30 protein-coding genes and 1 pseudogene are annotated in these 24,837 nt (G+C 58.5%); 6 read left to right on the top strand and 25 right to left on the bottom strand.

What is annotated here, in order from left to right; genetic code table 11:
• The first annotated feature begins 14 nt into the window (after positions 1-14).
• The 3 genes from ACA061_RS05775 (at position 15) to tsaA (ending at position 2,235) form a co-directional block, all read left to right on the top strand.
• Positions 15-485: a YehS family protein gene (locus ACA061_RS05775; protein ID WP_150594482.1), complete on the top strand. Its 471-nt coding sequence runs from the start codon at positions 15-17 to the stop codon at positions 483-485.
• A 136-nt stretch (positions 486-621) separates the two neighbouring features.
• Positions 622-1,392 carry an SDR family oxidoreductase gene (locus ACA061_RS05770; RefSeq protein WP_210553849.1) on the top strand — a complete coding sequence of 257 codons (771 nt, stop codon included), beginning with the start codon at positions 622-624 and terminating at the stop codon, positions 1,390-1,392.
• A gap of 144 nt (positions 1,393-1,536) precedes the next feature.
• Positions 1,537-2,235: a tRNA (N6-threonylcarbamoyladenosine(37)-N6)-methyltransferase TrmO gene (gene tsaA, locus ACA061_RS05765; RefSeq protein WP_210701041.1), complete on the top strand. Its 699-nt coding sequence runs from the start codon at positions 1,537-1,539 to the stop codon at positions 2,233-2,235.
• 210 nt (positions 2,236-2,445) lie between these two features.
• On the opposite strand, the gene fpr is transcribed toward tsaA, so the two are convergent.
• Positions 2,446-3,225 carry a ferredoxin-NADP reductase gene (fpr, locus tag ACA061_RS05760; RefSeq protein ID WP_003443014.1) on the bottom strand — a complete coding sequence of 260 codons (780 nt, stop codon included), beginning with the start codon at positions 3,223-3,225 and terminating at the stop codon, positions 2,446-2,448.
• Positions 3,226-3,371: 146 nt separating this feature from the next.
• On the opposite strand from fpr, the gene ACA061_RS05755 reads away from it, so the two are divergent.
• A complete protein-coding gene (locus tag ACA061_RS05755) occupies positions 3,372-4,298 on the top strand; it encodes a LysR family transcriptional regulator (RefSeq protein WP_042557933.1) in 927 nt (308 codons plus the stop codon).
• On the opposite strand, the gene ACA061_RS05750 is transcribed toward ACA061_RS05755, so the two are convergent.
• The 3 genes from ACA061_RS05750 to ACA061_RS05740 all read right to left on the bottom strand — a co-directional run bounded on the left by ACA061_RS05750 (position 4,295) and on the right by ACA061_RS05740 (position 6,352).
• A complete protein-coding gene (locus ACA061_RS05750) occupies positions 4,295-4,657 on the bottom strand; it encodes a diacylglycerol kinase (RefSeq protein ID WP_042557932.1) in 363 nt (120 codons plus the stop codon). The two genes, ACA061_RS05755 and ACA061_RS05750, sit on opposite strands and share 4 nt — an antisense overlap.
• Before the next feature lie 74 nt (positions 4,658-4,731).
• Positions 4,732-5,382, bottom strand: a complete 651-nt coding sequence (gene erdR / locus ACA061_RS05745; protein WP_150618065.1) for a response regulator transcription factor ErdR — start codon at positions 5,380-5,382, stop codon at positions 4,732-4,734.
• A gap of 223 nt (positions 5,383-5,605) precedes the next feature.
• A complete protein-coding gene (locus ACA061_RS05740) occupies positions 5,606-6,352 on the bottom strand; it encodes a tRNA-uridine aminocarboxypropyltransferase (protein WP_191627723.1) in 747 nt (248 codons plus the stop codon).
• 189 nt (positions 6,353-6,541) lie between these two features.
• Between ACA061_RS05740 and ACA061_RS05735 the strand changes: the two genes are divergently transcribed.
• On the top strand, positions 6,542-6,967 hold the full coding sequence (locus tag ACA061_RS05735) for a PA3611 family quorum-sensing-regulated virulence factor (RefSeq protein ID WP_042557929.1): 426 nt from the start codon (positions 6,542-6,544) through the stop codon (positions 6,965-6,967).
• On the opposite strand, the gene ACA061_RS05730 is transcribed toward ACA061_RS05735, so the two are convergent.
• Positions 6,968-7,162, bottom strand: coding sequence for a hypothetical protein (locus ACA061_RS05730; protein WP_150605446.1), 195 nt, complete (start codon positions 7,160-7,162; stop codon positions 6,968-6,970).
• Between the two features lie 352 nt (positions 7,163-7,514).
• On the opposite strand from ACA061_RS05730, the gene ACA061_RS05725 reads away from it, so the two are divergent.
• Complete coding sequence (locus tag ACA061_RS05725) at positions 7,515-8,633, top strand: LOG family protein (protein WP_150605445.1); 1,119 nt, start codon at positions 7,515-7,517, stop codon at positions 8,631-8,633.
• A 55-nt stretch (positions 8,634-8,688) separates the two neighbouring features.
• On the opposite strand, the gene recX is transcribed toward ACA061_RS05725, so the two are convergent.
• The 20 genes and pseudogenes from recX to ACA061_RS05625 form a co-directional block, all read right to left on the bottom strand.
• On the bottom strand, positions 8,689-9,156 hold the full coding sequence (recX, locus tag ACA061_RS05720) for a recombination regulator RecX (protein WP_210701042.1): 468 nt from the start codon (positions 9,154-9,156) through the stop codon (positions 8,689-8,691).
• Positions 9,157-9,165: 9 nt separating this feature from the next.
• On the bottom strand, positions 9,166-10,224 hold the full coding sequence (gene recA / locus ACA061_RS05715) for a recombinase RecA (protein WP_042557927.1): 1,059 nt from the start codon (positions 10,222-10,224) through the stop codon (positions 9,166-9,168).
• Positions 10,225-10,307: 83 nt separating this feature from the next.
• Positions 10,308-10,808, bottom strand: a complete 501-nt coding sequence (locus ACA061_RS05710) for a CinA family protein (protein ID WP_150605444.1) — start codon at positions 10,806-10,808, stop codon at positions 10,308-10,310.
• A 68-nt stretch (positions 10,809-10,876) separates the two neighbouring features.
• The gene (locus ACA061_RS05705; RefSeq protein ID WP_497300794.1) at positions 10,877-11,395 is read right to left on the bottom strand and encodes a lysis system i-spanin subunit Rz; all 519 of its coding nucleotides are present in this window, start codon (positions 11,393-11,395) and stop codon (positions 10,877-10,879) included.
• Positions 11,374-11,940, bottom strand: coding sequence for a glycoside hydrolase family 19 protein (locus tag ACA061_RS05700; RefSeq protein ID WP_497300793.1), 567 nt, complete (start codon positions 11,938-11,940; stop codon positions 11,374-11,376). Before ACA061_RS05700 ends, ACA061_RS05705 begins: the two co-directional genes overlap by 22 nt.
• Positions 11,941-11,973: 33 nt before the next feature.
• Positions 11,974-12,192, bottom strand: a complete 219-nt coding sequence (locus ACA061_RS05695; protein ID WP_210622066.1) for a hypothetical protein — start codon at positions 12,190-12,192, stop codon at positions 11,974-11,976.
• A 10-nt stretch (positions 12,193-12,202) separates the two neighbouring features.
• Positions 12,203-13,405 (bottom strand): annotated as a pseudogene (locus tag ACA061_RS05690) (carbohydrate binding domain-containing protein).
• A 54-nt stretch (positions 13,406-13,459) separates the two neighbouring features.
• Positions 13,460-13,891 carry a phage tail assembly chaperone gene (locus ACA061_RS05685; protein WP_150618072.1) on the bottom strand — a complete coding sequence of 144 codons (432 nt, stop codon included), beginning with the start codon at positions 13,889-13,891 and terminating at the stop codon, positions 13,460-13,462.
• 2 nt (positions 13,892-13,893) lie between these two features.
• On the bottom strand, positions 13,894-14,634 hold the full coding sequence (locus tag ACA061_RS05680) for a gp53-like domain-containing protein (RefSeq protein WP_210553856.1): 741 nt from the start codon (positions 14,632-14,634) through the stop codon (positions 13,894-13,896).
• A gap of 22 nt (positions 14,635-14,656) precedes the next feature.
• Entirely contained in the window at positions 14,657-15,223 is a 567-nt protein-coding gene (locus tag ACA061_RS05675; protein WP_210553857.1) for a tail fiber assembly protein, read from the bottom strand.
• A gap of 7 nt (positions 15,224-15,230) precedes the next feature.
• Complete coding sequence (locus ACA061_RS05670) at positions 15,231-16,328, bottom strand: phage tail protein (protein WP_497300791.1); 1,098 nt, start codon at positions 16,326-16,328, stop codon at positions 15,231-15,233.
• A 129-nt stretch (positions 16,329-16,457) separates the two neighbouring features.
• Positions 16,458-16,973, bottom strand: a complete 516-nt coding sequence (locus ACA061_RS05665) for a phage tail protein (protein WP_497300790.1) — start codon at positions 16,971-16,973, stop codon at positions 16,458-16,460.
• Positions 16,970-18,127: a phage tail protein gene (locus ACA061_RS05660; RefSeq protein WP_210553860.1), complete on the bottom strand. Its 1,158-nt coding sequence runs from the start codon at positions 18,125-18,127 to the stop codon at positions 16,970-16,972. The genes ACA061_RS05665 and ACA061_RS05660 overlap by 4 nt, the downstream gene beginning before the upstream one ends.
• A gap of 11 nt (positions 18,128-18,138) precedes the next feature.
• Complete coding sequence (locus tag ACA061_RS05655; RefSeq protein ID WP_115146408.1) at positions 18,139-18,738, bottom strand: YmfQ family protein; 600 nt, start codon at positions 18,736-18,738, stop codon at positions 18,139-18,141.
• Positions 18,726-19,772, bottom strand: a complete 1,047-nt coding sequence (locus ACA061_RS05650; RefSeq protein WP_497300788.1) for a baseplate J/gp47 family protein — start codon at positions 19,770-19,772, stop codon at positions 18,726-18,728. Before ACA061_RS05650 ends, ACA061_RS05655 begins: the two co-directional genes overlap by 13 nt.
• A complete protein-coding gene (locus tag ACA061_RS05645; RefSeq protein ID WP_150618079.1) occupies positions 19,762-20,160 on the bottom strand; it encodes a phage GP46 family protein in 399 nt (132 codons plus the stop codon). Before ACA061_RS05645 ends, ACA061_RS05650 begins: the two co-directional genes overlap by 11 nt.
• Positions 20,160-20,669, bottom strand: a complete 510-nt coding sequence (locus tag ACA061_RS05640; RefSeq protein ID WP_150605435.1) for a phage baseplate assembly protein V — start codon at positions 20,667-20,669, stop codon at positions 20,160-20,162. Before ACA061_RS05640 ends, ACA061_RS05645 begins: the two co-directional genes overlap by 1 nt.
• Positions 20,670-20,783: 114 nt before the next feature.
• On the bottom strand, positions 20,784-21,830 hold the full coding sequence (locus ACA061_RS05635; RefSeq protein ID WP_497300786.1) for a phage baseplate assembly protein: 1,047 nt from the start codon (positions 21,828-21,830) through the stop codon (positions 20,784-20,786).
• Positions 21,831-21,833: 3 nt separating this feature from the next.
• Entirely contained in the window at positions 21,834-23,069 is a 1,236-nt protein-coding gene (locus tag ACA061_RS05630) for a DNA circularization protein (RefSeq protein WP_150618081.1), read from the bottom strand.
• Positions 23,056-24,744, bottom strand: coding sequence for a phage tail tape measure protein (locus tag ACA061_RS05625; RefSeq protein ID WP_497300785.1), 1,689 nt, complete (start codon positions 24,742-24,744; stop codon positions 23,056-23,058). The genes ACA061_RS05630 and ACA061_RS05625 overlap by 14 nt, the downstream gene beginning before the upstream one ends.
• Positions 24,745-24,837: the final 93 nt, after the last annotated feature.

The following is a 24,837-nucleotide window of genomic DNA, read 5'->3' as shown; positions in this document are numbered from 1 at the left end:
TCAGGATTGCCCACATGATTCATAACGACGTATTGCGCAGCGTGCGCTACATGCTCGACATCAGCGACAAGAAAGTCATTGAAATCACCAAGACCGGCGGCATGGAAATCGCCCTAGAAGACCTGGTGAAATACCTCGACAAGAAAGAAGAAGACGAAGAAGGCTTCGTGCGCTGCCCGGACGAAGTCATCGCGCACTTCCTCGACGGTCTGGTGATCTTCAAACGTGGCAAGGACGAAAGCCGTCCGCCACAGCCGATCGAAGTGCCGGTGACCAACAACATCATTCTGAAAAAGCTGCGCGTGGCCTTCGAACTGAAAGAAGACGACATGCACGCAATCCTCAAGGCTGCCGAGTTCCCGGTGTCCAAGCCTGAGCTGAGCGCACTGTTCCGCAAGGTTGGCCACACCAACTATCGCCCATGTGGCGATCAACTGCTGCGCAACTTCCTCAAGGGCCTGACTCTGCGCGTTCGCCCGCAGTAAGCCCCGCCAGCCTTGAGCCGCCCGGGCGGCGGCTTGAGGCTCGGCTGTATGAATCCCCATTCCTCGCAAAAATAGTGGCTCCGCTTTTCGTGGCTGACGACTAGGGTGTATTGATCCCTAGCATTCAGGATTCGCCATGCACCCATACTTTTCCCTGCAAGGCCGCACCGCTCTGGTGACCGGCGGCACTCGTGGTATCGGCAAAATGATCGCCAAGGCCTTTGTCGAGGCCGGCGCCCGGGTTTTCGTCTGCGCCCGGGATGCCGAGGCCTGTCATCAAACGGCCGAAGAACTCGGCGCGTTGGGCATATGCCACGGCGTGGCAGCGAATCTGGCGACTGAAGAAGGCGTTCAGGAGTTGGCCGCTCGATTGGCCGAGCAGATCACTCACCTGGATATTCTGGTGAACAACGCCGGCACCACCTGGGGCGCGCCGCTGGAGAGCTACCCGGTCAAGGGCTGGGAGAAAGTCATGCAGCTCAACGTGACGTCGGTGTTCAGTTGCATCCAGCAGTTTCTGCCGCTATTGCGCCAGGCCGGCTCAGCGGCGAATCCGGCGCGGATCATCAATATCGGATCGGTGGCGGGGATTTCTTCCTTCGGCGAGCAGGCCTATGCCTATGGGCCAAGCAAGGCTGCCTTGCATCAGTTGTCACGGATTCTGGCCCGCGAACTGGTGAGCCAGCACATCAACGTCAACGTGATCGCACCGGGCCGATTCCCGAGCAAGATGACCCAGCATATTGGCAATGATCAGCAAGCATTGGCCGAAGACACGGCGCTGATTCCGATGAAACGTTGGGGGCGCGAAGAAGAAATGGCAGCGCTGGCGATCAGTCTGGCGAGCACGGCCGGGGCGTACATGACCGGGAATATCATTCCGCTGGATGGTGGGTTCAGCCTCTGAAATCGGCGTAGCCGATTGGAAAAGATCGCAGCCTTCGGCAGCTCCTACACAGGATCGGCGAACATCCTGTAGGAGCTGCCGAAGGCTGCGATCTTTTGATCTTTAGGGCATCATTCCCACCCTACCCCGTCTCGACCTCAAACCATGACTTACAGCGTCTCCCCCATCGGCTTTGTCCGCTCCTGCTTCAAGGAGAAGTTCGCCATCCCGCGCCAACCGCAATTGGCGCCCGCCGCCCGTGGCGTGCTGGAACTGGTGCCGCCGTTCGATCAGGGTGACGCCGTGCAGGGTCTGGAACAGGTCAGTCACGTCTGGCTGCTGTTCCTGTTCCATCAGGCTCTGGAAGAAAAACCGCGCTTGAAAGTGCGCCCTCCCCGGCTCGGCGGCAACAAATCCATGGGCGTGTTCGCCACTCGCGCCACCCATCGTCCGAATGGCATTGGCCAATCCGTGGTGAAACTGGACAAGGTCGAAGCCAATCGCCTGTTCATCTCCGGTATCGATCTGCTCGACGGCACGCCGGTTCTCGACATCAAACCTTACGTGCCTTACGCCGACATCATCCCCGACGCCTCCAACAGCATCGCCAGCGCTGCGCCGCAACTGATTGACGTGCAGTGGACGGACACCGCGCTGCAACAAGCGCACACACACGCACAGCGCCTGGCCGAGCCGTTGGTTGAGTTGATCGAGCAGTGTCTGGCGCAGGATCCGCGCCCGGCGTATCAGACGCCAGCGCCGGAACGTGAATACGGCGCACAATTCTGGGATCTGGACGTGCGCTGGCATTACCCGGTGCCGGAGCAGATTCGCGTCCTCGAAGTCATCCCCGCCAACGCGTAAGCCCCGAAAACCAAAAAGCCCGCGCTGCCTTTTCGGGCAACGCGGGCTTTTGCTTTGTGTAGGAGCTGCCGAAGGCTGCGATCTTTTGATCTTGTTTTTAATGGATCAAGATCAACAGATCGCAGCCTTCGGCAGCTCCTACAAGGAAATGTTTCAGGCATGAAAAAGCCCCCATTACCTGTGCAGGCAATGGGGGCTTTTCAGTGGTGCTTACTTCTCGACGAACGCACGCTCGATCAGGTAATCACCCGGCTCGCGCATGCGCGGCGAGACTTTAAGGCCGAAGCTGTTCAACACTTCACTGGTCTCGTCGAGCATGCTCGGGCTACCGCACAGCATGGCGCGGTCGTCCTGCGGGTTGATCGGCGGCAGGCCGATGTCGCTGAACAGCTTGCCGCTGCGCATCAGGTCGGTCAGGCGGCCTTCGTTCTCGAACGGTTCGCGGGTCACGGTTGGGTAGTAGATCAGCTTGTCGCGCAGCGCTTCGCCGAAGAACTCGTTCTGCGGCAGGTGCTCGGTGATGAATTCGCGGTAGGCGACTTCATTCACATAGCGAACGCCGTGGCACAGGATCACTTTTTCGAAACGCTCGTAGGTTTCAGGGTCCTGGATCACGCTCATGAACGGCGCCAGACCGGTGCCAGTGCTGAGCAGGTAAAGGTGTTTGCCAGGTTTCAGGTCATCCAGTACCAGCGTGCCCGTAGGCTTTTTGCTGATGATGATCTCGTCGCCTTCCTTCAGGTGCTGCAACTGCGAAGTCAGCGGGCCATCAGGCACCTTGATGCTGAAGAACTCCAGATGCTCTTCCCAGTTCGGGCTGGCGATCGAGTAAGCGCGCATAAGCGGGCGGCCATTTGGTTGTTGCAGGCCGATCATCACGAACTGCCCGTTCTCGAAGCGCAGGCCCGGGTCGCGGGTGCACTTGAAGCTGAACAGGGTATCGTTCCAGTGATGAACACTGAGGACACGCTCGTGGTTCATGTTGCTCATGTACGTTTGACTCCTGGATATTGGGTCTGCGCGTCTCTTGAAGCCAATGATGGCAGGCCGACGGTGCGCAATTGCATCGCATTCTAATAGCGACGACAATATCTGTTAACTGGATTATTAAGATAAGGGTTATCGGTTATATCGATATGCGATTTACTCTCCGTCAACTGCAAGTCTTCGTCGCCGTCGCCCAGCAGGAAAGCGTGTCCCGTGCTGCGGGTCTGCTCAACCTTTCACAATCGGCCGCGAGCACCTCGATCACCGAATTGGAGCGCCAGTCCAGCTGCCAGCTGTTCGACCGCGCCGGCAAACGGCTGAGCCTCAACGCCCTCGGCAAACAGCTGTTGCCGCAAGCGGTGGCCCTGCTCGATCAGGCCAAAGAGATCGAAGACCTGCTCAACGGCAAGTCCGGTTTCGGCTCGCTGGCCGTCGGCGCGACGCTGACCATCGGCAATTACCTGGCGACCCTGCTGATCGGCAGCTTCATGCAGCGCCATCCGGAAAGCCAGGTGAAGCTGCACGTTCAGAACACCGCTAACATCGTGCAACAGGTCGCTCACTATGAAATTGATCTGGGTCTAATCGAAGGCGATTGCAGCCATCCGGACATCGAAGTGCAGAGCTGGGTCGAGGATGAACTGGTGGTGTTCTGCGCGCCGCAGCATCCACTGGCCAAACGCGGCAGCGCGAGCATGGAAGAGTTGACGCACGAGGCGTGGATTCTGCGCGAACAAGGCTCCGGCACGCGCCTGACGTTTGATCAGGCCATGCGTCACCATCGCAGCGCACTCAATATCCGGCTTGAGCTGGAGCACACCGAAGCGATCAAACGCGCAGTGGAATCGGGGCTGGGGATTGGCTGCATTTCGCGGCTGGCGCTGCGTGATGCATTCCGGCGCGGGAGCCTGGTGGCGGTGGAAACGCCAGATATGGATCTGGCGCGGCAGTTCTACTTCATCTGGCACAAACAGAAGTACCAGACCTCGGCCATGCGCGAGTTTCTCGAACTGTGCCGCGCTTTCACCGCCGGGGTTCAGCGCAGCGACGAGATCGTCTTGCCGACTATCGCTTAAAGCAGAATCACGGCCCACACCAGCGCAATCATGCTCAGCGCGACAAATTGCGCGGCGCTGCCCATGTCCTTGGCGTTCTTGGACAGTGGGTGCAGCTCCAGCGAGATGCGGTCGATGGCCGCTTCCACTGCCGAGTTCAGCAGTTCGACGATCAGCGCCAGCAGACACACGGCGATCAACAGCGCCTGTTCAACACGGCTGACATTCAGAAAGAACGTCAGTGGTACCAGCACCACATTAAGCAGCACCAGTTGGCGGAATGCCGCTTCGCCGGTAAAGGCTGCGCGCAGTCCGTCCAGCGAGTAACCGGAGGCGTTGAGGATGCGTTTCAGGCCGGTCTGGCCCTTGAAAGGTGACATAAAGTAGAAACCAACCAAAAAGGAGTGGGAAAGCTAGATCAACCAAAGTCAAAAAAGCGTGAACGCGCCAGCCATTACTGGCTCGCAATTGACTCAAGTTGTTGCAGAAGCAATGCCGCCTGCGTTCGTGTACGCACATTCAGCTTGCGAAAGATCGCCGTGACATGAGCCTTGATGGTCGCTTCCGACACGCTCAACTCATAGGCAATCTGCTTGTTCAAAAGGCCTTCGCAGACCATGGTCAATACTCGGAACTGCTGGGGTGTCAGGCTGGCCAGGCCATCGCTGGCGGCTTTGGCTTCGGCAGAAACGCTGACCGCTTCAAAAGCTTGCGGTGGCCAGAACACATCGCCATCGAGCACTTTGCGCACGGCTTCCTGAATCACGCTGAGGTCGCTGGACTTGGGAATAAAGCCACTGGCGCCGAACTCGCGGGATTTGACCATCACCGAGGCTTCTTCCTGCGCCGAGACCATCACCACCGGAATTTGCGGGTATTGGCCGCGCAACATCACCAACCCGGAAAACCCGAAAGCGCCGGGCATGTTCAGATCCAGCAGGACCAGATCCCAGTCAGCCTTTTCTGTCAGTCGCGTTTCCAGCTCGGCGATGCTCGCCACTTCCACCAGCCGTACATCCGGGCCAAGGCCCAGCGTCACCGCTTGATGCAGGGCGCTACGAAACAGGGGGTGATCATCGGCAATCAGGATGTCGTATGTGGCCATTTTTCAAATGATCCTGTTTTTTGATGGCAGACCCGGTCTATTCGGCTCTGGCCAAAGCAACTCAAGATGCCGCTTGCAGCGGCATCCATAGGGGCACGTTCAACGCCAATAACCAGCAAACACGGCGTTTCAAACCTTGGCCGCACCCTAATCGGCGCCAAGCATGCCCAGCGAAGACAGGGTGGTCAAGCAACACGGCCGCAGCAATGTGCAGTATGGGCCACTATTGGGCCAAGTCCGCCTGCGGCTTTCGTATAAAGGCTTGCAACTCGGCGTGGGCCGGCGTTGCTTCATTCATATCCAATTGCTGTTTGGCACCCAGATAATGCTGGCTGAACACATCGAAATAAGCGTCCAGTGCCGATGCGGCGTCGCTGTCACCTGCCAGTTCCAGACACAGTGCTGCGACTTCGGCGGTGCACAGGTGCTCGCTGCGGGTCGAGCGGCGCAAACGGTAGCGCGACAGTTTGTCGGGCAGCAGGCTGAGAATCGGCAAGCGCTCGAAGTACGGGCTCTTGCGGAAAATCTTGCGCGCCTCGGTCCAGGTCGCGTCCAGCAGAATAAACAGCGGGCGCTTGCTGCTATCGAGTTCGACGGTGTTGGTCACCCGCGACGGCTCGACATATTCCCCGGGAAACACCAGGTACGGCTGCCACTGTGGGTCATTGAGCAGCGCCAGCATCTGCGGGTCAGGCTCGGTACGTGACCAGATGAATGCGTGGTTATCCCGTACCACATCAGCAATCAGCCAACCGGTGTTGCTCGGTTTGAATACTTCCTTGCCGGTCATGATCAGGCACACACCCGAGCGGGAGTCGACGCTTGGCCGCCAGGCGCACAGGCAATGGCTGATGATCACCCGACAGTCGCGGCAGCGCTCGGAGCGAAAGCCTCGGGCCTGAATCGGCTTGATGCCCTCGTCCTCGCGCTGATCGCGCAGGCGGGCTACGGCGTTGGGGGCATGATTGATCACGGGCGGCGCCACACAGCAGGGAAACTCGACACGAACAACACTCGGCAGGGCAATAAAGACCGCAAGTTTACCAGAGCGACAGGGACAAACCTGTACCGTCCAGACTGGCTCCCCTATAATTCGCCGCCACTGAACGCACAGTCACGTGGCTGGTCGAAACACCAGTCACTGAACCAGGAGAGTTTCATGCTGCGCCTTATCGTTCCCACCGCTGCCATTCTGCTGGCGTCGTCCTTCACCGCTCAAGCTGCATCCTTGAGTGAGCAGAATCTGAACAGAGAGCTGCGCAACGTCGCCGCCCAAAGCAGCGTCGGCACGCCACGGGCAATCAACGAAGACATTCTTGATCAGGGCTACACCGTTGAAGGCACTCAGTTGATCAATCACCTGAGCGTACAAAAGAGCCACGCCGACAAAATGCGCGCAGACCCCAAAGCCGTGTATTTCCAGTTGGGTGCTTCGGTTTGCAACAACCCATCGTTCCGCAAGCTGATGGCCAAAGGCGCGATCATGCGTTACGAATTTACCGAAGTGAAAACCAACAAGGCTGTTGGCGCTGCCAGCTACCAGGATTCAGATTGCCCGAAAGCCGCTCCGGCGAAAAAGAAGTAATCATCGCGAATTGGCGCGCCGCTGTTCATCCTCGGCGCGCAATTCGGCCACCAGGGCCTGTAAATAACGCGAACGACGCTCCCCGCCTGCCAGCCTTCGGCAGCACTCCTCTTCGAGACTCACTTGGTTCGTCTCGGCTGCTGCTTTCAACATCCGATACAGCTGCGTATCGATTTCCAGAACCACTCTGGCCATGTATCCCGCCTCCTTGCTACCCACAAATCCTTGAATAGCGTGCTCCTTGCGTACGGTCAGTAATGCCAAGTTGTAGCAAGGTGCCTGTAGGTTAGTTAATCAGAGGGTTCGCCGTTCGGCGCACGTTCGGACGAGCGGTGAAGCCATCGACCGAACAATCAACAAGCGATTGCCATCCGCAACGCTGCAGCGCAATGATCAAATCAGCGAAATCACCCGCAAGGGTCTAGATTCAGAGTATTCACAATCAATTTTCAGCGGCAGGAAAAGGAACTGTCGATTGTGTGTTTTCGCAGCGCAGCCCTGACGCCGCGCGTCAGGGCGGCCCGCTCCGTGCAGAAGGAGACGTTGAATGCCTTACCAACCGAATGACCTCCTAAACCGTCATTTTCAGGAAAGCGGCCCCGACCTCATCAGCCAGGTCGAAGAACAACTCAGCCGTGTTTCTCCCAACAGCCCAAATATTCCCATCTACCGAGACATGATCCTGACGGTGCTGCGCATGGCCCAGGAAGACCACAACCGCTGGAACGCCAAGATCACGTTGCAAGCCCTGCGCGAGCTGGAGCAGGCGTTTCGGGTTCTGGAAAAATTCAAGGGCCGGCGCAAGGTCACCGTGTTCGGCTCGGCGCGCACGCCGGTTGAGCACCCGCTGTATGCACTGGCCCGGGAACTCGGCGCGAAACTGGCGAGTTCGGACATGATGGTCATCACCGGTGCCGGTGGCGGCATCATGGCCGCCGCCCACGAAGGCGCAGGGCGTGACCATAGCCTCGGGTTCAACATCACCCTGCCCTTCGAACAGCATGCCAATCCGACCGTGGACGGTACCGGCAACCTGCTCCCGTTCCACTTCTTCTTCACCCGCAAGCTGTTCTTCGTCAAGGAGGCCGACGCATTGGTGCTGTGCCCGGGCGGCTTCGGCACGCTGGATGAAGCACTGGAAGTGCTGACCCTGATCCAGACCGGCAAAAGCCCACTGGTTCCGGTGGTATTGCTCGACTCACCGGGCGGTACGTTCTGGCAAGGCGCGATGGATTTCATCCGCCAGCAACTGGAGGAAAACCGCTACATCCTGCCAACCGACATGAAGCTGATGCGATTGGTCTACACCGTCGAGGAAGCGGTGGAACAGATCACCCAGTTTTACAGCAACTTCCACTCCAGTCGGTGGCTCAAGGGGCAATTCGTGATTCGCATGAATCACAAGCTCAGCGATCAGGCGTTGGAGCATATGCAGGAAGCCTTTGCCGATCTGTGTTTGAGCGGCCATTTCCATCAGCATGTTTACAGCGGCGAAGAACACGACGACGCCCAGTTCAGCCATCTGGCGCGATTGGCTTTTGCCTTCACCGCCCGCAATCAAGGGCGCTTGAGGGAACTGGTCGACTACATCAACTTGCCGGAAAACTGGGCCCACTCCCAACCGCAAGCCGCGCAACGCAGCAGAGAACCCTCGAAGGTAATTTGAAGGCAAAAAAAAACGGCCCGCTATTTTCATAGCGGGCCGTTTCGTTGCAACCGTTCTAATCGTCCATCCCTCTACCGCTGAACAAGCGGTTGATCATCTCCATCGAGAAGCCCCGATACGCCAGGAACCGGCCTTGTTTGGCCCGTTCCCTGGCATCAATCGGCAAATGCCCGGAGAATTTCCGTTGCCAGGTTTCCTGAAGTTGCTCCTGCCAACTGATACCGCTTTCGCGCAGGGCGAGTTCGATATCGGCACGTTGCAAACCACGCTGGCTCAGCTCCTCGCGAATTCGCAGAGGGCCATAACCGGAACGGGCTCGGTAGGAAACAAAGCTTTCAAGATAACGGGTTTCGGAAAGCAGCCCTTCTTCCGTCAAACGGTCGAGGGCTGTTTCGATCATTTCCGCCTCAGCGCCGCGCTGACGCAGTTTACGCGTCAGCTCGACTCGACCGTGCTCGCGACGTGCGAGCAGGTCCATGGCGGTTCGCCGCACCGCGACGAGGGTATCGAGTACAAGTGTCATTCAAAGACTTCAAACGTCGACATCGGCCTCAGCCATATCGTCGACTTTGTCCTTGGCCAACGAAGCCTTGACGTCTGCTGCCGGGGCCAGCAGCTTGTCACGCAGTTGCTTCTCGAGCTTCTTGGCGATTTCCGGATTGTCTGCCAGGAACTTGGCCGAGTTGGCCTTGCCCTGACCGATCTTGGTGCCTTCATAGGCATACCAGGCGCCGGACTTCTCGACGAAACCGTGCAGCACGCCCAGATCAATCATCTCACCGTTGAGGTAGATGCCTTTGCCGTAAAGAATCTGGAACTCGGCCTGACGGAACGGCGAAGCGACCTTGTTCTTCACAACCTTGACACGAGTTTCGCTGCCGACCACTTCGTCGCCTTCTTTCACCGCGCCAGTACGGCGGATGTCGAGACGAACCGAGGCATAGAACTTCAGCGCGTTACCACCGGTGGTGGTTTCCGGGCTCCCGAACATCACGCCGATCTTCATACGAATCTGGTTGATGAAGATAACCAGGCAGTTGGCGTTCTTGATGTTACCGGTGATTTTACGCAGCGCCTGGGACATCAGACGGGCTTGCAGGCCCACGTGCATGTCACCCATTTCGCCTTCGATTTCAGCCTTCGGCACCAGTGCAGCCACGGAGTCGACGATGATCACGTCAACGGCGTTGGAGCGCACCAGCATGTCGGTGATTTCCAGAGCCTGTTCACCGGTGTCCGGCTGGGAAACCAGCAGGTCATCGACGTTGACGCCCAGTTTGCCGGCGTACTCAGGGTCGAGGGCGTGTTCGGCGTCGACGAATGCGCAGGTCGCGCCAGCTTTTTGAGCCTGGGCGATCACGGACAGTGTCAGTGTGGTTTTACCGGAAGATTCTGGACCGTAGATTTCAACGATACGGCCTTTTGGCAGGCCGCCAATGCCGAGTGCAATGTCCAGACCCAGAGAGCCAGTGGAGATAGCCGGGATCGCCTGACGGTCCTGATCGCCCATACGCATCACGGCACCCTTGCCGAATTGACGTTCGATCTGACCCAGGGCCGCAGCCAAGGCTTTCTTCTTGTTGTCGTCCATTAAAGTCCTCACGTAATCAATAAGGCCTGACGGCCAACACCTGTATAAGTAGCCAGTATTATTCCACAGCGTTCGCGGATCGCCTACCCCTGATTTTCGATTTCTCGTGCCGCTAGTCGCATGAGCCCTTCTAGCGCGGCCTTCACCGTTTGTCGGCGGACTTCATCGCGATTGCCCGCGAAGTGCTGCACTTCACTGGAAACCGCATCGCCAACGCCCCAAGCCAGCCACACGGTGCCCACCGGTTTGTTTGGCGTGCCACCGTCGGGCCCGGCCACACCGCTGACCGCTACGGCGAACCGCGCCAGGCTCTGTGCCTGCGCACCCCGCACCATCGCCTCGACCACCTCGCGACTGACTGCGCCCACCGAGTCGAACAACTCGGCCGGCACATTCAGTTGCTGGGTTTTCTGCCGGTTGGAGTACGTCACGTAACCGGCCTCGAACCACGCCGAGCTGCCCGGAATCCGCGTGATGGCTTCGGCAATCCCGCCGCCGGTGCAGGACTCGGCGGTGGTGACGTGGGCATTGAGCACTTGCAGACGTCGGCCAAGCTCGGCTGCCAGTTGAGTGATCTCTTTCACGGTGCTCTCCGGATCGTGTGGAATGCGTACCACCGTACACGAGCCGGTTGTGCTTTCAATACACAAGCTTATTCAAAATGTTCGGGCGCCAACGCTCTGACATAGGCCTGACAAGCCTGCAAGGCAATCAGTCCGCGATCGCCTTCGTCGGTGATGGCGACAATTCGTTGAGCATGCGCCGGGTCAAGTCGGGCGCGTACGGTTGCATGATCCACGCCGCCGGTGCCGGAGGCGGCTGGCACTGCACATCCTGCGGCAACGTCGCCTGCGTCGAGGAGGACTGACAGGCGCACATCAGCAGTGGCAAGACGATCGCGCAGGCGATCCTGATCACGTTGGGCATCGCTTAGCGCTCGATAGTGGGTTCGTTCACTGGCCGCGAGCCGCTGCTCCAGTGCCAGGCGTTTATCCTGCTCGGCTTGTTGCGCGGTGGCTGCGGTCAGGGTCAGTTGATTGAGGACTTCTGCGTTTAACCGAGCCTGTTCGGCCAGTTGCCGTTCGTAGCGCCACTCCTGAAACTGCCAAGCCGCGGAAAACGCACCAGCGGCCAGCAACAAGATGCCGATCACTCGCCAGGGAATTGGCATAACACCGCCCTCGCCCGCGCCCAGATTTCGAGTCGATCCTGCAAGCCGTTCAACCCGCCGTTGATACGCCGGGTGATGGTGTTGAACTGATCGCGATCGGCGAGCTCGTTCAAGCCATTCTTTTCCCAGAACCACGCGGCGGATTCAGCGGCCCATTGCGGCTGCTCCAACAGTTCCGGCAAGGACAGCAGACGCTCATCGCCGAACAGCCCGTCGCTGCATTGACGATAGTTGCTACGGCCGGTGATCTGGATCAGCCCGCGACCGCGGTACTTCTGCCCGTCGCCATCGGCCTCGGGCGTGTTGCCCAGACGTAACGCCAGCGTGCCGGTGTCGTATTTGCTCAGATACTGGTTGTTGCCCAGTTCCCGCACGTATTGCAACTGCCCCGATTCATGACCGATTTGCGCGAGGAATGCAGCAATACGCTTGGGCGTTTCGATGCGACGGTTAGCCATGGCGCTATTGAGCGCAGAAACAAAAACGCCCGCTTGGCTGCGGGCGTTTGGCATGATGTTTAAAAGGTTTTTTTCAGTGATTTGCATAATGCGTAATCCTCCCTGGATGCCGGGATTGAATCATGGTTGACGACTGATACCTGCCAGCCATTTTTTTGCCAGAGTTTTCACGGAGCTATCCGAGGCAGTCTTTTCGAGTGTTTCATTCAATGGCAAAACCAGGCCACCAGACAGCAACCACTCTTGATACTCAAGCCAGTCCCGGTTGGTCAGGTCCTGCGGGATAAATGCTGAATCCTCAATGCGCAGCACTCCGTAAGTTGTCATTTGATAGGTCATGGGTTCACTCCTAGATTTCAGCGTCTGCTGTCCATTCAATCTGCAATCCGTTACCTGGCTGGCTGTTTACAGGCGTCACAGTGCCGATCGCAAAACTGCGCTGTGTCACACTTTGTACAGTTGTTCCCGTGCAGGCCACTCCCGCCGAGTAATTCCAAACCTGATTACTTTCATTTCCGGGGCAATACAGGACAACAGTAGGCTGCACTCTCTTCTGCACCTGCATGTCTACGACCATTCCGTATTGACCGTTATTTGCAGCCGCTGCCTGAGTAAACGTGACAATGCATGTACCAACGCCATTGTTTGCACGAATCGCTAAACGGTTGGCAAAAGACTTCTCGAAGTAACGCTGACAAAGCATCATCTCTTCAGCGGCTGGACGATATTCGAATGGCGTGGAGATCGGTCCCTCCTCCAACTGGACTCTTGCGAAGTCGACCGTCTGTAAAACATTGAGCGGAAGATCGAAAGCCAGCCGCAGGTAATCATTGGCACCGAGCATCTTTCCCGCAATAGCCGGGACCTGGAATGTTGCGCTGTACTTGGCCCAGGCAGTGCTTAATTGAAAAATATCGACGACTTTTACGACCGCCTCCGAACCACCGGTCCCAAAGTACTGACCTATCGCCACTTTTAACGGTCGAGCAGCATCAGATCGCGCCCAGAAGGTTAGGGTGGCCGTTTTCCCGGCCAGTGTCCGGACCGATTCAATGCTCTGGGAAACCTTGTGCTCGGTTGCACCGACGCCAGCGGTGGTTTGTTGCCAGCGTAAAAAATAACTCGGCTCACCGGACACTTCTGGCTGGCCCGGCGCGAAGTCCTAGCGAGAGATGGTCACGGCGGCATTGCCATTCCAATCGCAACGAAAACGATCGGCCACATAGCCGCCAATGTTTGGCCCTTGGTTGATTGCACCGCGCTGCCAGATATCGAACCCGCCATTGATCAACAGATTTCTGCGATACACCTGAACCGGAAACTGTTGCAGCGGGTCGGGCTTGGACAATTGCCGAATCGCCTGAGCCAACTGATCAGTCTGCTGCTCGTCTGGCTTCAAACCCGCCGCGGTAATCGCGCTGAGTATTTCCTGAGTAACACTGTTGCCCCAGATCGCCGGAATCAGCGATCCCGGTGTTCCGGCTATCGCATCTTCATCAACAAATTTGCCGTCGACCAAGCCGGAGCTGGGCACACTTCTTGGATAATCCACGTTAATTTTCCTTTTTAGTTCGGGCTGCGTCTGCGCTGCCAAAGGGCAGACTGCTCAGCCATTTGTACGCAGCAACACTTCCAGCCAGTCGGGTTCGACCGGCCGAGAGCGTGTATCCGGAAATTCAGGATCGTTTGGCCAATCGCGCAGTGCCTGCCGGTAAGCGAGAAGTTCTTTGAACTCCTCCGTGCGCAGTGTCGTACCCTCGCCGGCTTCCATTTCTTCAACGTCGCGAAGTACCAGCCATTGAGTCGACTCCAGCGCCTTGTTTCGCCAGGCGCGTTCTAAACCATCGTCGGTTTGTACGGCGAGTAAAACCCTTTCCGGGCGGCCGTCAATGTTCAGAGAAAGAACCGTGCCTTTAGGGGCGTTCGACACCAGCGCGCAGTACTCACCTTCACTTAGCTGAAACGCATCGGCCGGGATATTCGGCCCATGTAAATCCGAGTGGTAGAAGCCAGAAGTTGCGGGAGAAAAATAATACATAGTCAATACCCTATCCCGATGGTGCGCGCGGAAATGGAGACACCCGGATAATCAGGACAGCGTACGTTGATGCCCACGCGCGGATTCACCGTTGAAACACCGTTCCACGTCAAAAACGTTGCTGTTGATGTACCTTCATGTGTGGCAACTGCAAGAAACAACGCATTGGGAAATGCCAGCGGCCACATATTCAGATCGCCACAATTGTTGTTGCCCGACTGACTGGCACTGCCGTTAATCCACTGGATGATCAATCCACCCATCCAGGAAGGAAAAACGATGTAGCCTGAAATCCCCAGCCTCACCATGAAGCCAAGTCTGAGTTTTTTCGGCGTCACAATAGTCGTGTCACTTACGCCAGCATTAACCTCTGCCTGAGAGGCGACTTTTGCTGTGCCAACGATGGACTCTGTTGCCTGCTGGATCTTTTTCGCAATGGATTGGAATACGCGCAACGGGGTCATCAATTTGGTAGCACTGGCACCAGACTCCGCGTCCTCCTGTCCAGCCAGGCTGTCACTGTATTTTTTCGAGATTAGCGTATTGATTGCTGCTCTTAGCTGAGTGTTATCAGCTTCGTCCGCGACCGCCCCCGAGCTTTTGATGACTTCAAGAATTTCCTGCGTGACGCTGTTGCCCCAAGTTGCCGGAATTAATGACCCCGGTGTTCCAGTCACGGGGTTTTCATCGACAAAACCGCCGTTGACCAGGCCAACGCCGGGGATACTTTTTGGATAGTCCACTGTACATTTCCTTATGTACTAATCAGTTGACGACGGAGGCGCCGGGGATCACCGGCCAACTCACTTCTTGCGGAAAACCGGGCTGCTTTTCGATGCGATTGAGCTCGACGCTGTAGAGCTTCCACTCGAGCAGGAGCAGCTGTTCGTCATGACTGGCGTCGCCAATGTCTTCGGCGTATTGCAGAGGCGCGATGCGCAGGACTGCTTCGCGTAGCAGCGTGTCGCGCTTGACGAGAACGACACGTTTGAGATCGGCCAATTGCGCGGCTTGATCGATCTGCCACGCATTATCGACCCACGCATGAAATCCGCCCGGCCATGGCAGCTTGGTGAAGCCTTCGGGTATATCGCCCAACGCTGTCCAGACTTCTCGAATGCCCGTATTGGTGCGATAAACGTCACCGCGTAAATCGAGCTTTTGTTGCAGAGACCCGTTGTCATATGCCCACGCATATCCGCTCGGGGCCGGCGACAGTTCGATACTCAATGTCACAGCGTTACTCGGCAATTGCACACCGATACCCGGCACAAGGGGGAACTCGACAGGCCCGGTCAGTGCGCCGCTGTCGTCTATCAAATAATTGAACATATTTACCTCAAATCAGTTTGATACGAGCGGGGTAGGCAATATTTCGCGGGCGGGTTTCACCCGCGAAATTGCCGATATTGCCAATGTAGGTGTCCGAGTCGAATGCAGGGTTAGGATAGGTAGTTGCGACTGTCGTGGTAGTCGGTGAAAAGTTGACGTTGGTGCCAACGTCCCACACCGGATCCGGAATCGCCGGGGCAGGCTTGAAAGAAGCGCCTGTGCCAGTCGGTAGATAGTGGTTATGACTTTGCAAGGCATGTGTTTGCAGACTGCCGGCCAACCGCCCGGCATCAACGTTTCTGGTTTCACTCAGTACCCGCAAAAACTCGCCGCGAATTTCGGGAATTCGAAAGTTCGAGGAACCATCTCCACTGGTCCAACCTCCTTCCCTTCCCGTTCTCCCGGCCTCAGTGGTCAACGCACCGGATGACTGGGCAAAATCCCACAGCCAAGGCCACTCAGCACGTTTGAACAGATCGCCATTGGGAACGCCATAACCTCCGGGGTTAAGCACCGTGGTGGTTTCAAAAAACGGCCTCCCCAAGGCAGTGCTGTCAAAGCGACCGACCGGCCACCAGCCTCCCGCACCATCACTGCGTAAATGCCACCAGTCACCACCGCCCATCAGTGCGAAAAATGGATAGCCACTCGGTGAAAGATGTGTGTGAAAACGGACGCGGTCAGTGCCGGATGCCTGGATCACCAAGCGATTACCGCTGTTGTCCACACGACGAACAATCACATCGCGCACACCGAGTGAGACGTCAGCCGGCGGCAACAGCACGGTCAGCGGAGTCGGGCTCGCGTCGATCAGCACGAGACCGAGTTCTTGCTCGGTCAGCGTTTTGGAAGCAGCAAGTCGAGTGATGACCGAACGCATCGGGCTGGCATTACCGACTATCAACTGAATCGCCTTGAACAACTGGCTGTTATCCGCTTCCGAAGCCACCAACCCACTGCCGCTGATCACACTCAGGATCTCCTGAGTCACGCTGTTGCCCCACACCGCCGGAATCAACGAACCCGGCGTGCCCGCCACCGGGTTTTCATCGACGAAGCGGCCATCGACAAGGCCGACGCTGGGGATGCTTTTTGGGTAATCCATAACTGTTCGTTCCTCTGAAATAACAAATGAGCCGCGTCCCGAGCGCTGCCACTGCAACCTCGTCCGCGGTCTTTTACTGAAAACAAAAAGCCCACGGTGAAGTGGGCTTGCGTGAGGCAGATTGGTGTCTCAGGTGGCCTGTGCGCTGACCAGTTCGCGGATCGACGCAATCGCTTCATCGGCGGCGCTGCGCGCCAGATCGATGTTGCCCTTGGTCGCTTGCGCGCGGATCTGCGTTTTGGCCTTCAGGCGCAAGGTGCGCAGAGCCAGCAGGTGATCGGTAAGTTGCTCGGCTTTACCGAGGATCTGCTCGGCCGCCTGTTTCGCCGTGCGACCTTTGACTACCCACGCAGCGATCGACAGCGGTACTTCTTTTTTCGGGTAACCAGCGTCCTGATAAGCCTGGGCGTCGGCGGCAGCCTGGGCGTATTCCATGGCTTTGAGCGGGTCGCCGGCCAGTGCCGTGCGAGCGTTGTCGGCGGCTGCATCGACTTTGGTGCACAGGTGTTCAGTTTCCTGCTCGTCCAAAACACGTTTTTTATCAGCGCTCAGTACCCACTGTTCGCCATCCCAGTCGTGGGCAGTTGAAGGCTGGGGAACACGTAACTCGCCATCGAACTGGTGAAGTTCTTGAATAACGATCATCGAATAAGCTCCCACGAAAGCTGGACGTTCACGGCGTCAGAAAAGTTGATCGCGATACCAACGCTGTAGTCGGTGACTGGATGGCTCTTGATGCCCATGCTCAGCAATAATTCGTCACTGTCGGCAACCGATTGTCCAAGGTTGTGCTCAGCCTGATAGCACTGCCAGAGCGAGCGCAAATTGGCGTGATCGAAACTCGCAGTCAGACTGGAAACCGTAACGTCATTGACGATGTTGTTACTGAACAACACGCACGGTGCAACCGTGGCCGGGTTCCAGCCACCCGGGTTATTGGAGCTGCCGGCGATAATGGGCGACAGAAAGCAATAGTTGCCTCCGGCCCAACCAGTTGACGGAAAGGCAACCGTTGTCACTGCCGTCGACGACGGAGTCGGGTTACCAGCAACCAGACGAGCAGAACGTGCATGAGGATCAAGCGGAAGGAATATTGCCCCAGTGCCGTTGACGGTCTGTGTCCAGGTCAAGCGTGCCCTGTTGTAAATGGTGCGCACCGTAGGCACGGAACCCGGCGCACCGGTCACCACCCACGCCAGGCACATGTCCAGCGCCGTGGATTGGAATCCGCCACCGGTAGCACCGTTGAGTGCCCCTTTCAGTGACTCCGGCACCACGTCGTGGATGCCACCCCTTTGCATGTAGAACGTCAGCACACCACCGATGACCTGCGCACGCAGAAAGTAATGGCTGCTGGGCAGAAGATCCGCACTGCTCCAGGACGAAGTCACGAAAGTGCGTGAACGCCCCAATTGGCCGCTCACCACTTCCTGGCCAAGGCTGATAAACGTACCGGCAGAAATCGAAACTCTGCCACCGCTGGTGGATGCCGCAGCCGGACTGACTGGCAAACGACCATCGGAGGTGGCGACCGTCGGCAGCGGCAATGCCACTAAAGGCAAAGCCAGATCCTGATTCCAGCCCTTGGATGTTACGGACTGAATCGCCTGCAACAACTGATCGTATTTGTTTTCATCCGGCGCCAGATCCCCGGCCCTGATCACGTTAATGATTTCCTGCGTGACACTGTTGCCCCACTCCGCCGGAATCAACGAGCCCGGCGTTCCCATCAGCGGGTTCTCATCGACAAACTTCCCGTTCACCAACCCGGCGCTGGGCACACTGTTCGGATAATCCATCCCATCACTCCCTAGTCATAGTTGATGTGCACTTTGGTGTGCGCTGGCGCACTGCGGTGGATCAGGCATTCCAGCGCCGAGCCCGGGTTTACGCCGAAGCGTTCGCCCCAGTAACTCGCCCCGAAACGTCGACCCAGCAGCAGCCGACCGCCGGTGTTGAGCGTCCACATGAACTGCGCTTCCCAGGTGCCGAAATGTGCCGAACCGAAACGCGCACGGCCCATGCGTGGGGCCTCGTGTTCGGTGATGCTGGCGTTGGGGTAGCCCTGGCTTTTGGCGATTTCGAGGTAGTAACCGACGGCCTGACTGCCGACCGCGAGCAAGCGCCGGCGAACGGCGAGACGGCGGTCGTCGAACAGCGGCTCCGCGCCAAGGCAAGGGTCGGGCAAGTTCATCACCCGCTCCCAGTCCGGCACCAATTCACTGACGCCGGCCGGGTCCATTTCGTTGAGCAGATCGGCGGCGCGGGCGTCGAGGCGCGCCAGTTCGACGGCGACGCCTTGGAGTACTTCTTCAAGCTCCGGAACCCGTTCCGGGTCCCACGCGGGCCCCGAAGGCAGCAGTGCACGAAGTTGCGCCTGGTATTGCGCGGCAGTTCTTATGCCCCCCATACGCAACCTCCGAAGGTCAGCAGTTCGCTCTGGCCGGCAGGCACATCGGCGGCCGGTGCGGTGAGCGTGTGATCGAATTCGCCGCCAGCGCTGCTGATGGCTTCGCGAATGTGGCTGATCAGCAACGGCACGCCGAGATCGGCTTCACGGTTGTGCAAGTCGCGCAACTGCGCTTCGACGGCGGCACGTACGGCGGTGGTGTCCGGGTTGACGCTCTTGAAGCGATACACCACCGGCACTTGAATCGGCTTCTGCACATGCACTTCGGCGGTGACCGGGCGCAGCGGTTCGATGTAGTCCTGAACCTCGGTCAGTTGCTCGTCGTTGGGCACTGGTTGCGGATCGTCGTCACGCATGATGAACACCGTTACCGTGCCCGGGCCGAGCAAACCGCCACGGCACCAGGCGCGGGTTACGCCGGGCACTTCCAGCGCCCAGGTCTCGTAGTCATTGGCCGACCCGCCGTGCGGGATGACGCGATAGGAACGGATCACCCGCGAGCGCAGCGATTCCAGACTTTCGCGCGCCACACCACCGCTGAGTCCCGGCGCCAGGACCACAAAACTGTTGCCAACGATGCCGGCAATCGGCTGCACCGGGGTCAATGCCAGACCGGCATCGGCGTTACCCAAACTGCCGGCATCCAGCGCGGCAATGGTCGTGGTGTTGATGCCGTTGGCGGTGGTGCGCGCCGTGGTCACTTTGTACGTGCGACCGTCGTTCGTTTGCAGCAGCGTGTCCACGTCCAGCACCGCACCGGCCGTTGCTGTAAAACTGACGCTGCCGCTGGCCACTTGCGCGGGTTTGCGCGGCTGGTTCAGACGCAGGGCGGCGATGCGTTCCAGGGTCGACTCGTCGGCCTTGTCCGGCAGGATCTGCTCGGCGATCCAGTCGAGATAACCATACAGGCCATAAGCGGCACCGCCCAAGGTGCGGGCCAGCACTTGCGCATCGGACTGGCGCAGCGAATCGCCGGCCAGGTCGCTTTGGGTGCGCTTGATCAGCACCGGCAGCGAAGGGGTTTCAAACGGCATAGATCACCTGCCAACTGTTATCGGGGTTGATGTCCAGACGTTCACCGTCGGCCAGGGTCAGGACCGTGCGCAGGTTCAGGCGCTGGGCGTCGAGGCGTTCGCTGATGATGTCGATGGCGCTGCAATGGCCGTCGTCGATCAGCCATTGCAAGGCTTCGCGGGCATAAAACTCGGCGTCCATCTGGGTCTGTCGGGTCAATTTGACCCGGCGCAACTGCCACAGGCGTGAGCCGATGCGATCGTCGGCAACGGTAGGAAAAGTGTCGCCCCACCAGCCGTAGCGCTCTTCGTCGTCGAGGGCGTCGTCATCGGCGGCGCGGCGCCAGCTAAACAGGCTGATAAGCACGGCGCGGGTCAGCGCGGCGTGGAGGTTCTGGCTGATAAACATCACTGGCCTCCTGCCGGTGCGCCGGTCTGGCCGTTGCCGGCCTGCACGCCAACGTGCACGTGTTTGATCTGGCTGATGCCGCCGGCGAGTTGATCGCCGGTGGACACGATCTTGCCGGTCTGGTTGATCACCGGCGTATCGAAGTTCACAGCGGTACTGGCGCGGATGTTCAGCGTGGCGGTTTCGATGTCGATGATCCGCCCACGCTTGAAATGGATTTTGTCGCCCTCGTCGGTGTAGATCGCCACCTCGCCGCTGGCCAGCGATTGCAAGCGATAGCGGCGATCGGCGACCACCAGGGCGATAGCGTGGGAACGGTCACCGCCCAGAAATGTGACGACACCTTCGGCGCCCGCCAGCGGGTTGCTGGTGAAGCCGTAAGGTTCGAAGTGCTCGAGGTCATCGTTGACTTCGCCGGCGGTGAGGCGCATTTGCAGCGATTGCAGCTTGGATGCCGAATTGGCGAGCACGACAGTGCCGCGCGCCAGGAGGCGTGTCAGTAGGCTCATTTTGGGTTCCTGTGAGAACGGGGCCGACGCCAAAAGATCGCAGCCTTCGGCAGCTCCTACAGCTGTAAATCGGGCCCCTGTAGGAGCTGCCGAAGGCTGCGATCTTTTGAGGGGCTATGAGGTCTTTTGGGGGGGCGAAGGATCAGGATCGAAGGTATGCGGCGGCGCAACCTGCAGGGTTGTCACCGAGCCCTGTGCCGACAACGCATACGTCACTTTGGAGATCAGCATGTCGCCATCGAACCCGAGCACCGGATCCTTGACCTTCACCAGCGTGTTGTGACGCCACAGATCGCCGTTGGCCTGGCGCCAGCCCTGCACCTGATAGGTGGTGGTTTGCGCCCGCCCCATGCGGGTGGCGCTTTCCCATTGGGCACGTTGTTGCGCCAGCTCAAACGTCAGCGCGGTGCCTTCGTTGATGATCGTAGTGCGTCGACGTTTGAAGCTCAGGTCGGCCGCCGTCGATTCAACTTCGCTGACGGCCGCCCCGCTCTTCTTGTCAGAGCCTTTTTGCTGACCGATCACCCGGTATTCGGAAAACACCTGGCTGTAATCCATCGCCGCGTTGGCCGACAGGATGTTTTTGCCCAGCTCCAGTGCATCGCTGGCGCGCCCGCCACTGCCGGGCTTGGCCAGTACCAGCCGGCCTTGCTCGTCATCGGTGGAAAACACCCGGAACAACGAGAGCAAACGGTCGATCGACTGGAACACCGTTTCACCCGGCACAATCGTGTGCTTGGCCAGCCGCGAGGTCTCGGGAATTTCGTTGACCACCGTCAGCGAATACTCCATCGCCAACGCCTGGACGATGCTCAGCAACGGTTGCTCCTGCCATTGATTGGGCCGATTGGTGGCGGCGCAATCGACCAGGTCCTGAGTCTTGGAACTGCCCTCGACACTCAGGCTGATCTGCCGACCGTCGTAGGTAATGGGCGCCTTGAACACGTAACCGGTGAGGACCAGATCCTTGCCGATCTTCACTTCGCACGGGTCGCCGGGCTTGATCCGCTGATCAACCGTCTGCCCCGGCCATTGCCAGGTGATGTCGAGTTTGAAGGTGCGAAACTGGCGCTCCAGATCAGCCGTGATTTGCACGCTTTTCCAGCCGCCGTACTCCATGTCGTTGACTATCAACGTAACGCGGTTGTCCATCTCGCTCATGGTTCACTCCCCGGAGACTTTCACGTCGTTGGGCGAGAAGCCCGGATGAGATATCCCGTTACGCTGAGTCACTTCGGTCACCCGAGTTGCATCGCCAAATTGCTTGTAGGCCACGACCACCGCCGGAAAGCTCTCCTGAAAGGATTTGTTGACTTGCCGCACACCGGACGACGCCACAGCCTTGAGATGCGCAATCAGCGCCTCTTTCACATCGCTGATGGCCTGGAAGTGCGCGGGGTCGGCCTTGTCCAGCATTGGATTGATCGCCACGGCCACGGCGTCACGCAGAGCCTGCATGTCGTCACTGACCGGGACTTCCTGCCGGGCCACCGGGCTCGTCGCCTGTTGGCCTACCGATGGCGTCGATTGCAGCTTGACCGGGGTGGTCGCTACCGGCATCGATGCCACCCATTGCGCAACTTTGACCAGCATTGTGTCCTGCACCAGATCCGCCATGGCTTGCGCCGCCGCGGTGGTGTCCTTGCCGGTGGTGAGCTTCGGTGCATCGGCCTTGCGGATGGCTTCGAGTTGTTGCGACACGTCGGCAATCACGCCACGGTAGCCCTCCTTCGCGAACGCCTTCAGCTCCTTGATATCGCCGAGCAAACCCTTGAACTCCGCCGCCACTTCCTTGGGCAATTCCTTGACGGCTTTGACCAGTTCGGTGATCTGTTTGTATTGCTCGATCAGCGGTTTGAGCTGTTCCTTGATCACCTCATAAACCCCGGTCAGGCTGTTGCGCAGATTGGCGATACCGATCCGCGCAGCCTTGATCAAGGTCATCGCCTGTTCGAAGCGTGCCACCGCAGAACCGAGCAAAGTGTCGGCCTTGGCCAGCAAGACTTTCTGCGTACTGACGGTTGCCGTCGGAAACGGCAACGGCTGATCGGGATAGAACTTCAGCGCGAACGTAACCAACCCACCGTCCTGGCGGGTGTGGGTCATGTCGCACTCGCCAACCTTGACTTGCACGCGTCCGAGCCATGGATGCACCAGCTCACCGCTGCCCGCCTCCAGCGCCTTGAGCAGCTTGTCGCGCTGCTCCAGGCAATCGGCACCGACGATAAATGCCGTCAGATCGTGGGTCTTGGCCTGCTGGCCGAGGTCCTCGAAAAACGGCAGGTCACGCTGCGGATACTCGTGCAACTGACCTTTGCGACCGACCGGGGTTTTCGCCTGATCGATCCAGAACCCGACACCGCGAAAGGATGCCGGCAACAAGCGGTCACGCCAGTTCATTGGAACCTCCTGCCGACAGTGAGCGATAGCCGATGCGCGACGACAGCGCCAGGCCCGGTTGATTGGTTTGCGGTTGATCGGTGCGCAGCCCGGCCGGCGCGTTTTCGAAGCGCACGGTGAGGCCGCCCTCGAGTTGCGTGCGGTTGTTGGCGGCGCTTTGCTGGATCAGCGTGTTGGAGGTTTGTGACAGTGAGCCGGCCTGCAATGCAGGTTTTTCCAGCGAGTTGGCGGGGCCCGACAATACGTTTTCCTGAGGCTCGCTATTGCTGCCAAAGAACGCCGGTGCCAGTTCCCCCTTGCCTTCCTTATTGGTTTTTTTCTGGGCTTCAGACAGCCCTTCGATCTTGCCGGTAATCTTGGTGATAAACCCGCCGAAACTGCCACCTAGCATTTCCCTGATCGGCGCCATGTACGCCTCGATCTTGTCCGCAAACTCACGGATACGGTCGGTCAACGGTGACCACTTCAAGTCAAACATCTCCAGCGGTGAACCCATGAACGGCAAGCCGAAAATGGCTCCCAGCGCCATCATCACGGCGCGAATGGATTCTGTTTTCTCGGCGAAGAACGCAGGCACCATCCCCCAGAGCTCATTGATTCTGTCCATCGGAACGTAGTCGTTGAATATGCTGCGCAACGCTTCTTTGAGCGGCACAACCAGCGCCGATAGCAAATCCCAGATGGCCGCGAACAACCCGGCGACCGGTCCCCAGTTATTCACAATGAGGCCTTGCGGCGTCCAGCCAAAAACCTCCTTGATAGCCGCGAAGGTCGAGGCCACGTTCTCCTGGATACGCCCGAAAATCGCCGCGAATATCGGGGTGATGATTCCCCAGTTATTCACGATCAGACCTGCGGGGGTCCAGGCAAAAAGGGATTTGTAGAACTCGATGACGGGCACCGCAACAGCCTTGACGCCCTCCCAGAACGACGAGAAAAACTCAGTGACCGGCCCCCAATTGCTGATCACCTGGCCCAGTGGCGTATAGCTGAACATCGTCTTGAAAAACTCGGCCATCGGCATGACTACCGGAGCAATTTTTTGCCAGAGCCCCATGAAGAAGGTCGAGATCGGCTTCCAGTAAGCCACGATCAAACCCGCCGCCAATGCAATGCCCGTGGCAATCAGCATGATGGGGTTAGCCTTCATGACCATGCTCATCACGTCGAACACCTGGGTCGCACCCGCCACGGCGGTTTGCATCGCCGAGAAGGCGATAGCCCCAGCCGCCAAACCTTGCACCAGCTCAGGGTTATCGGCGAGCAAGCTGCCGACCCCCTTGAGCAGCGGCTCCATTCCTATCACCACCGCACCGACTGCCGGCACCAGCGCAGCATTCACCGCTGTGGAAACCTTTTCCATCGACGCACTGAACACGTTCATGTTCTGCGCAGCGACTTTCGGTGCGGCGGGCAGGTCGACAGTTTTTGCCGTTGCGCTGACCTCGGTCAGTTGGCCCTGAAACGCCGCCGCCGACTTGATCCCGTCCACGAACGGCGTAATCACGCTGCCGCCCTTGAACAGACCACTGATGTCCAGTTTGCCGAGGCCGGTCTGCTCGAGGTTTTTCTTGAAGCTCTCGACATTGGCCCGAAGGGCGCCAAGTTTGGGCGACAGTTCATCGATGCCCGTGATCAGCACCGGAGTTTTCACTTTCTTTTCTTCGTCTGCCATCACTGCACCTGCTGCATCGCATTGATCCGTTGCGCGTGCTCCAGCGATTCGCGGAGCACATCCAGTGGCCTGGCCATCATCTGTTCGGGGTCA

It is taken from the genome of Pseudomonas sp. LBUM1668 (genome assembly GCF_059695715.1).
The sequence above is the reverse complement of the archived record's forward strand: the minus strand, read 5'-3'. Positions and strand labels throughout refer to the sequence as shown.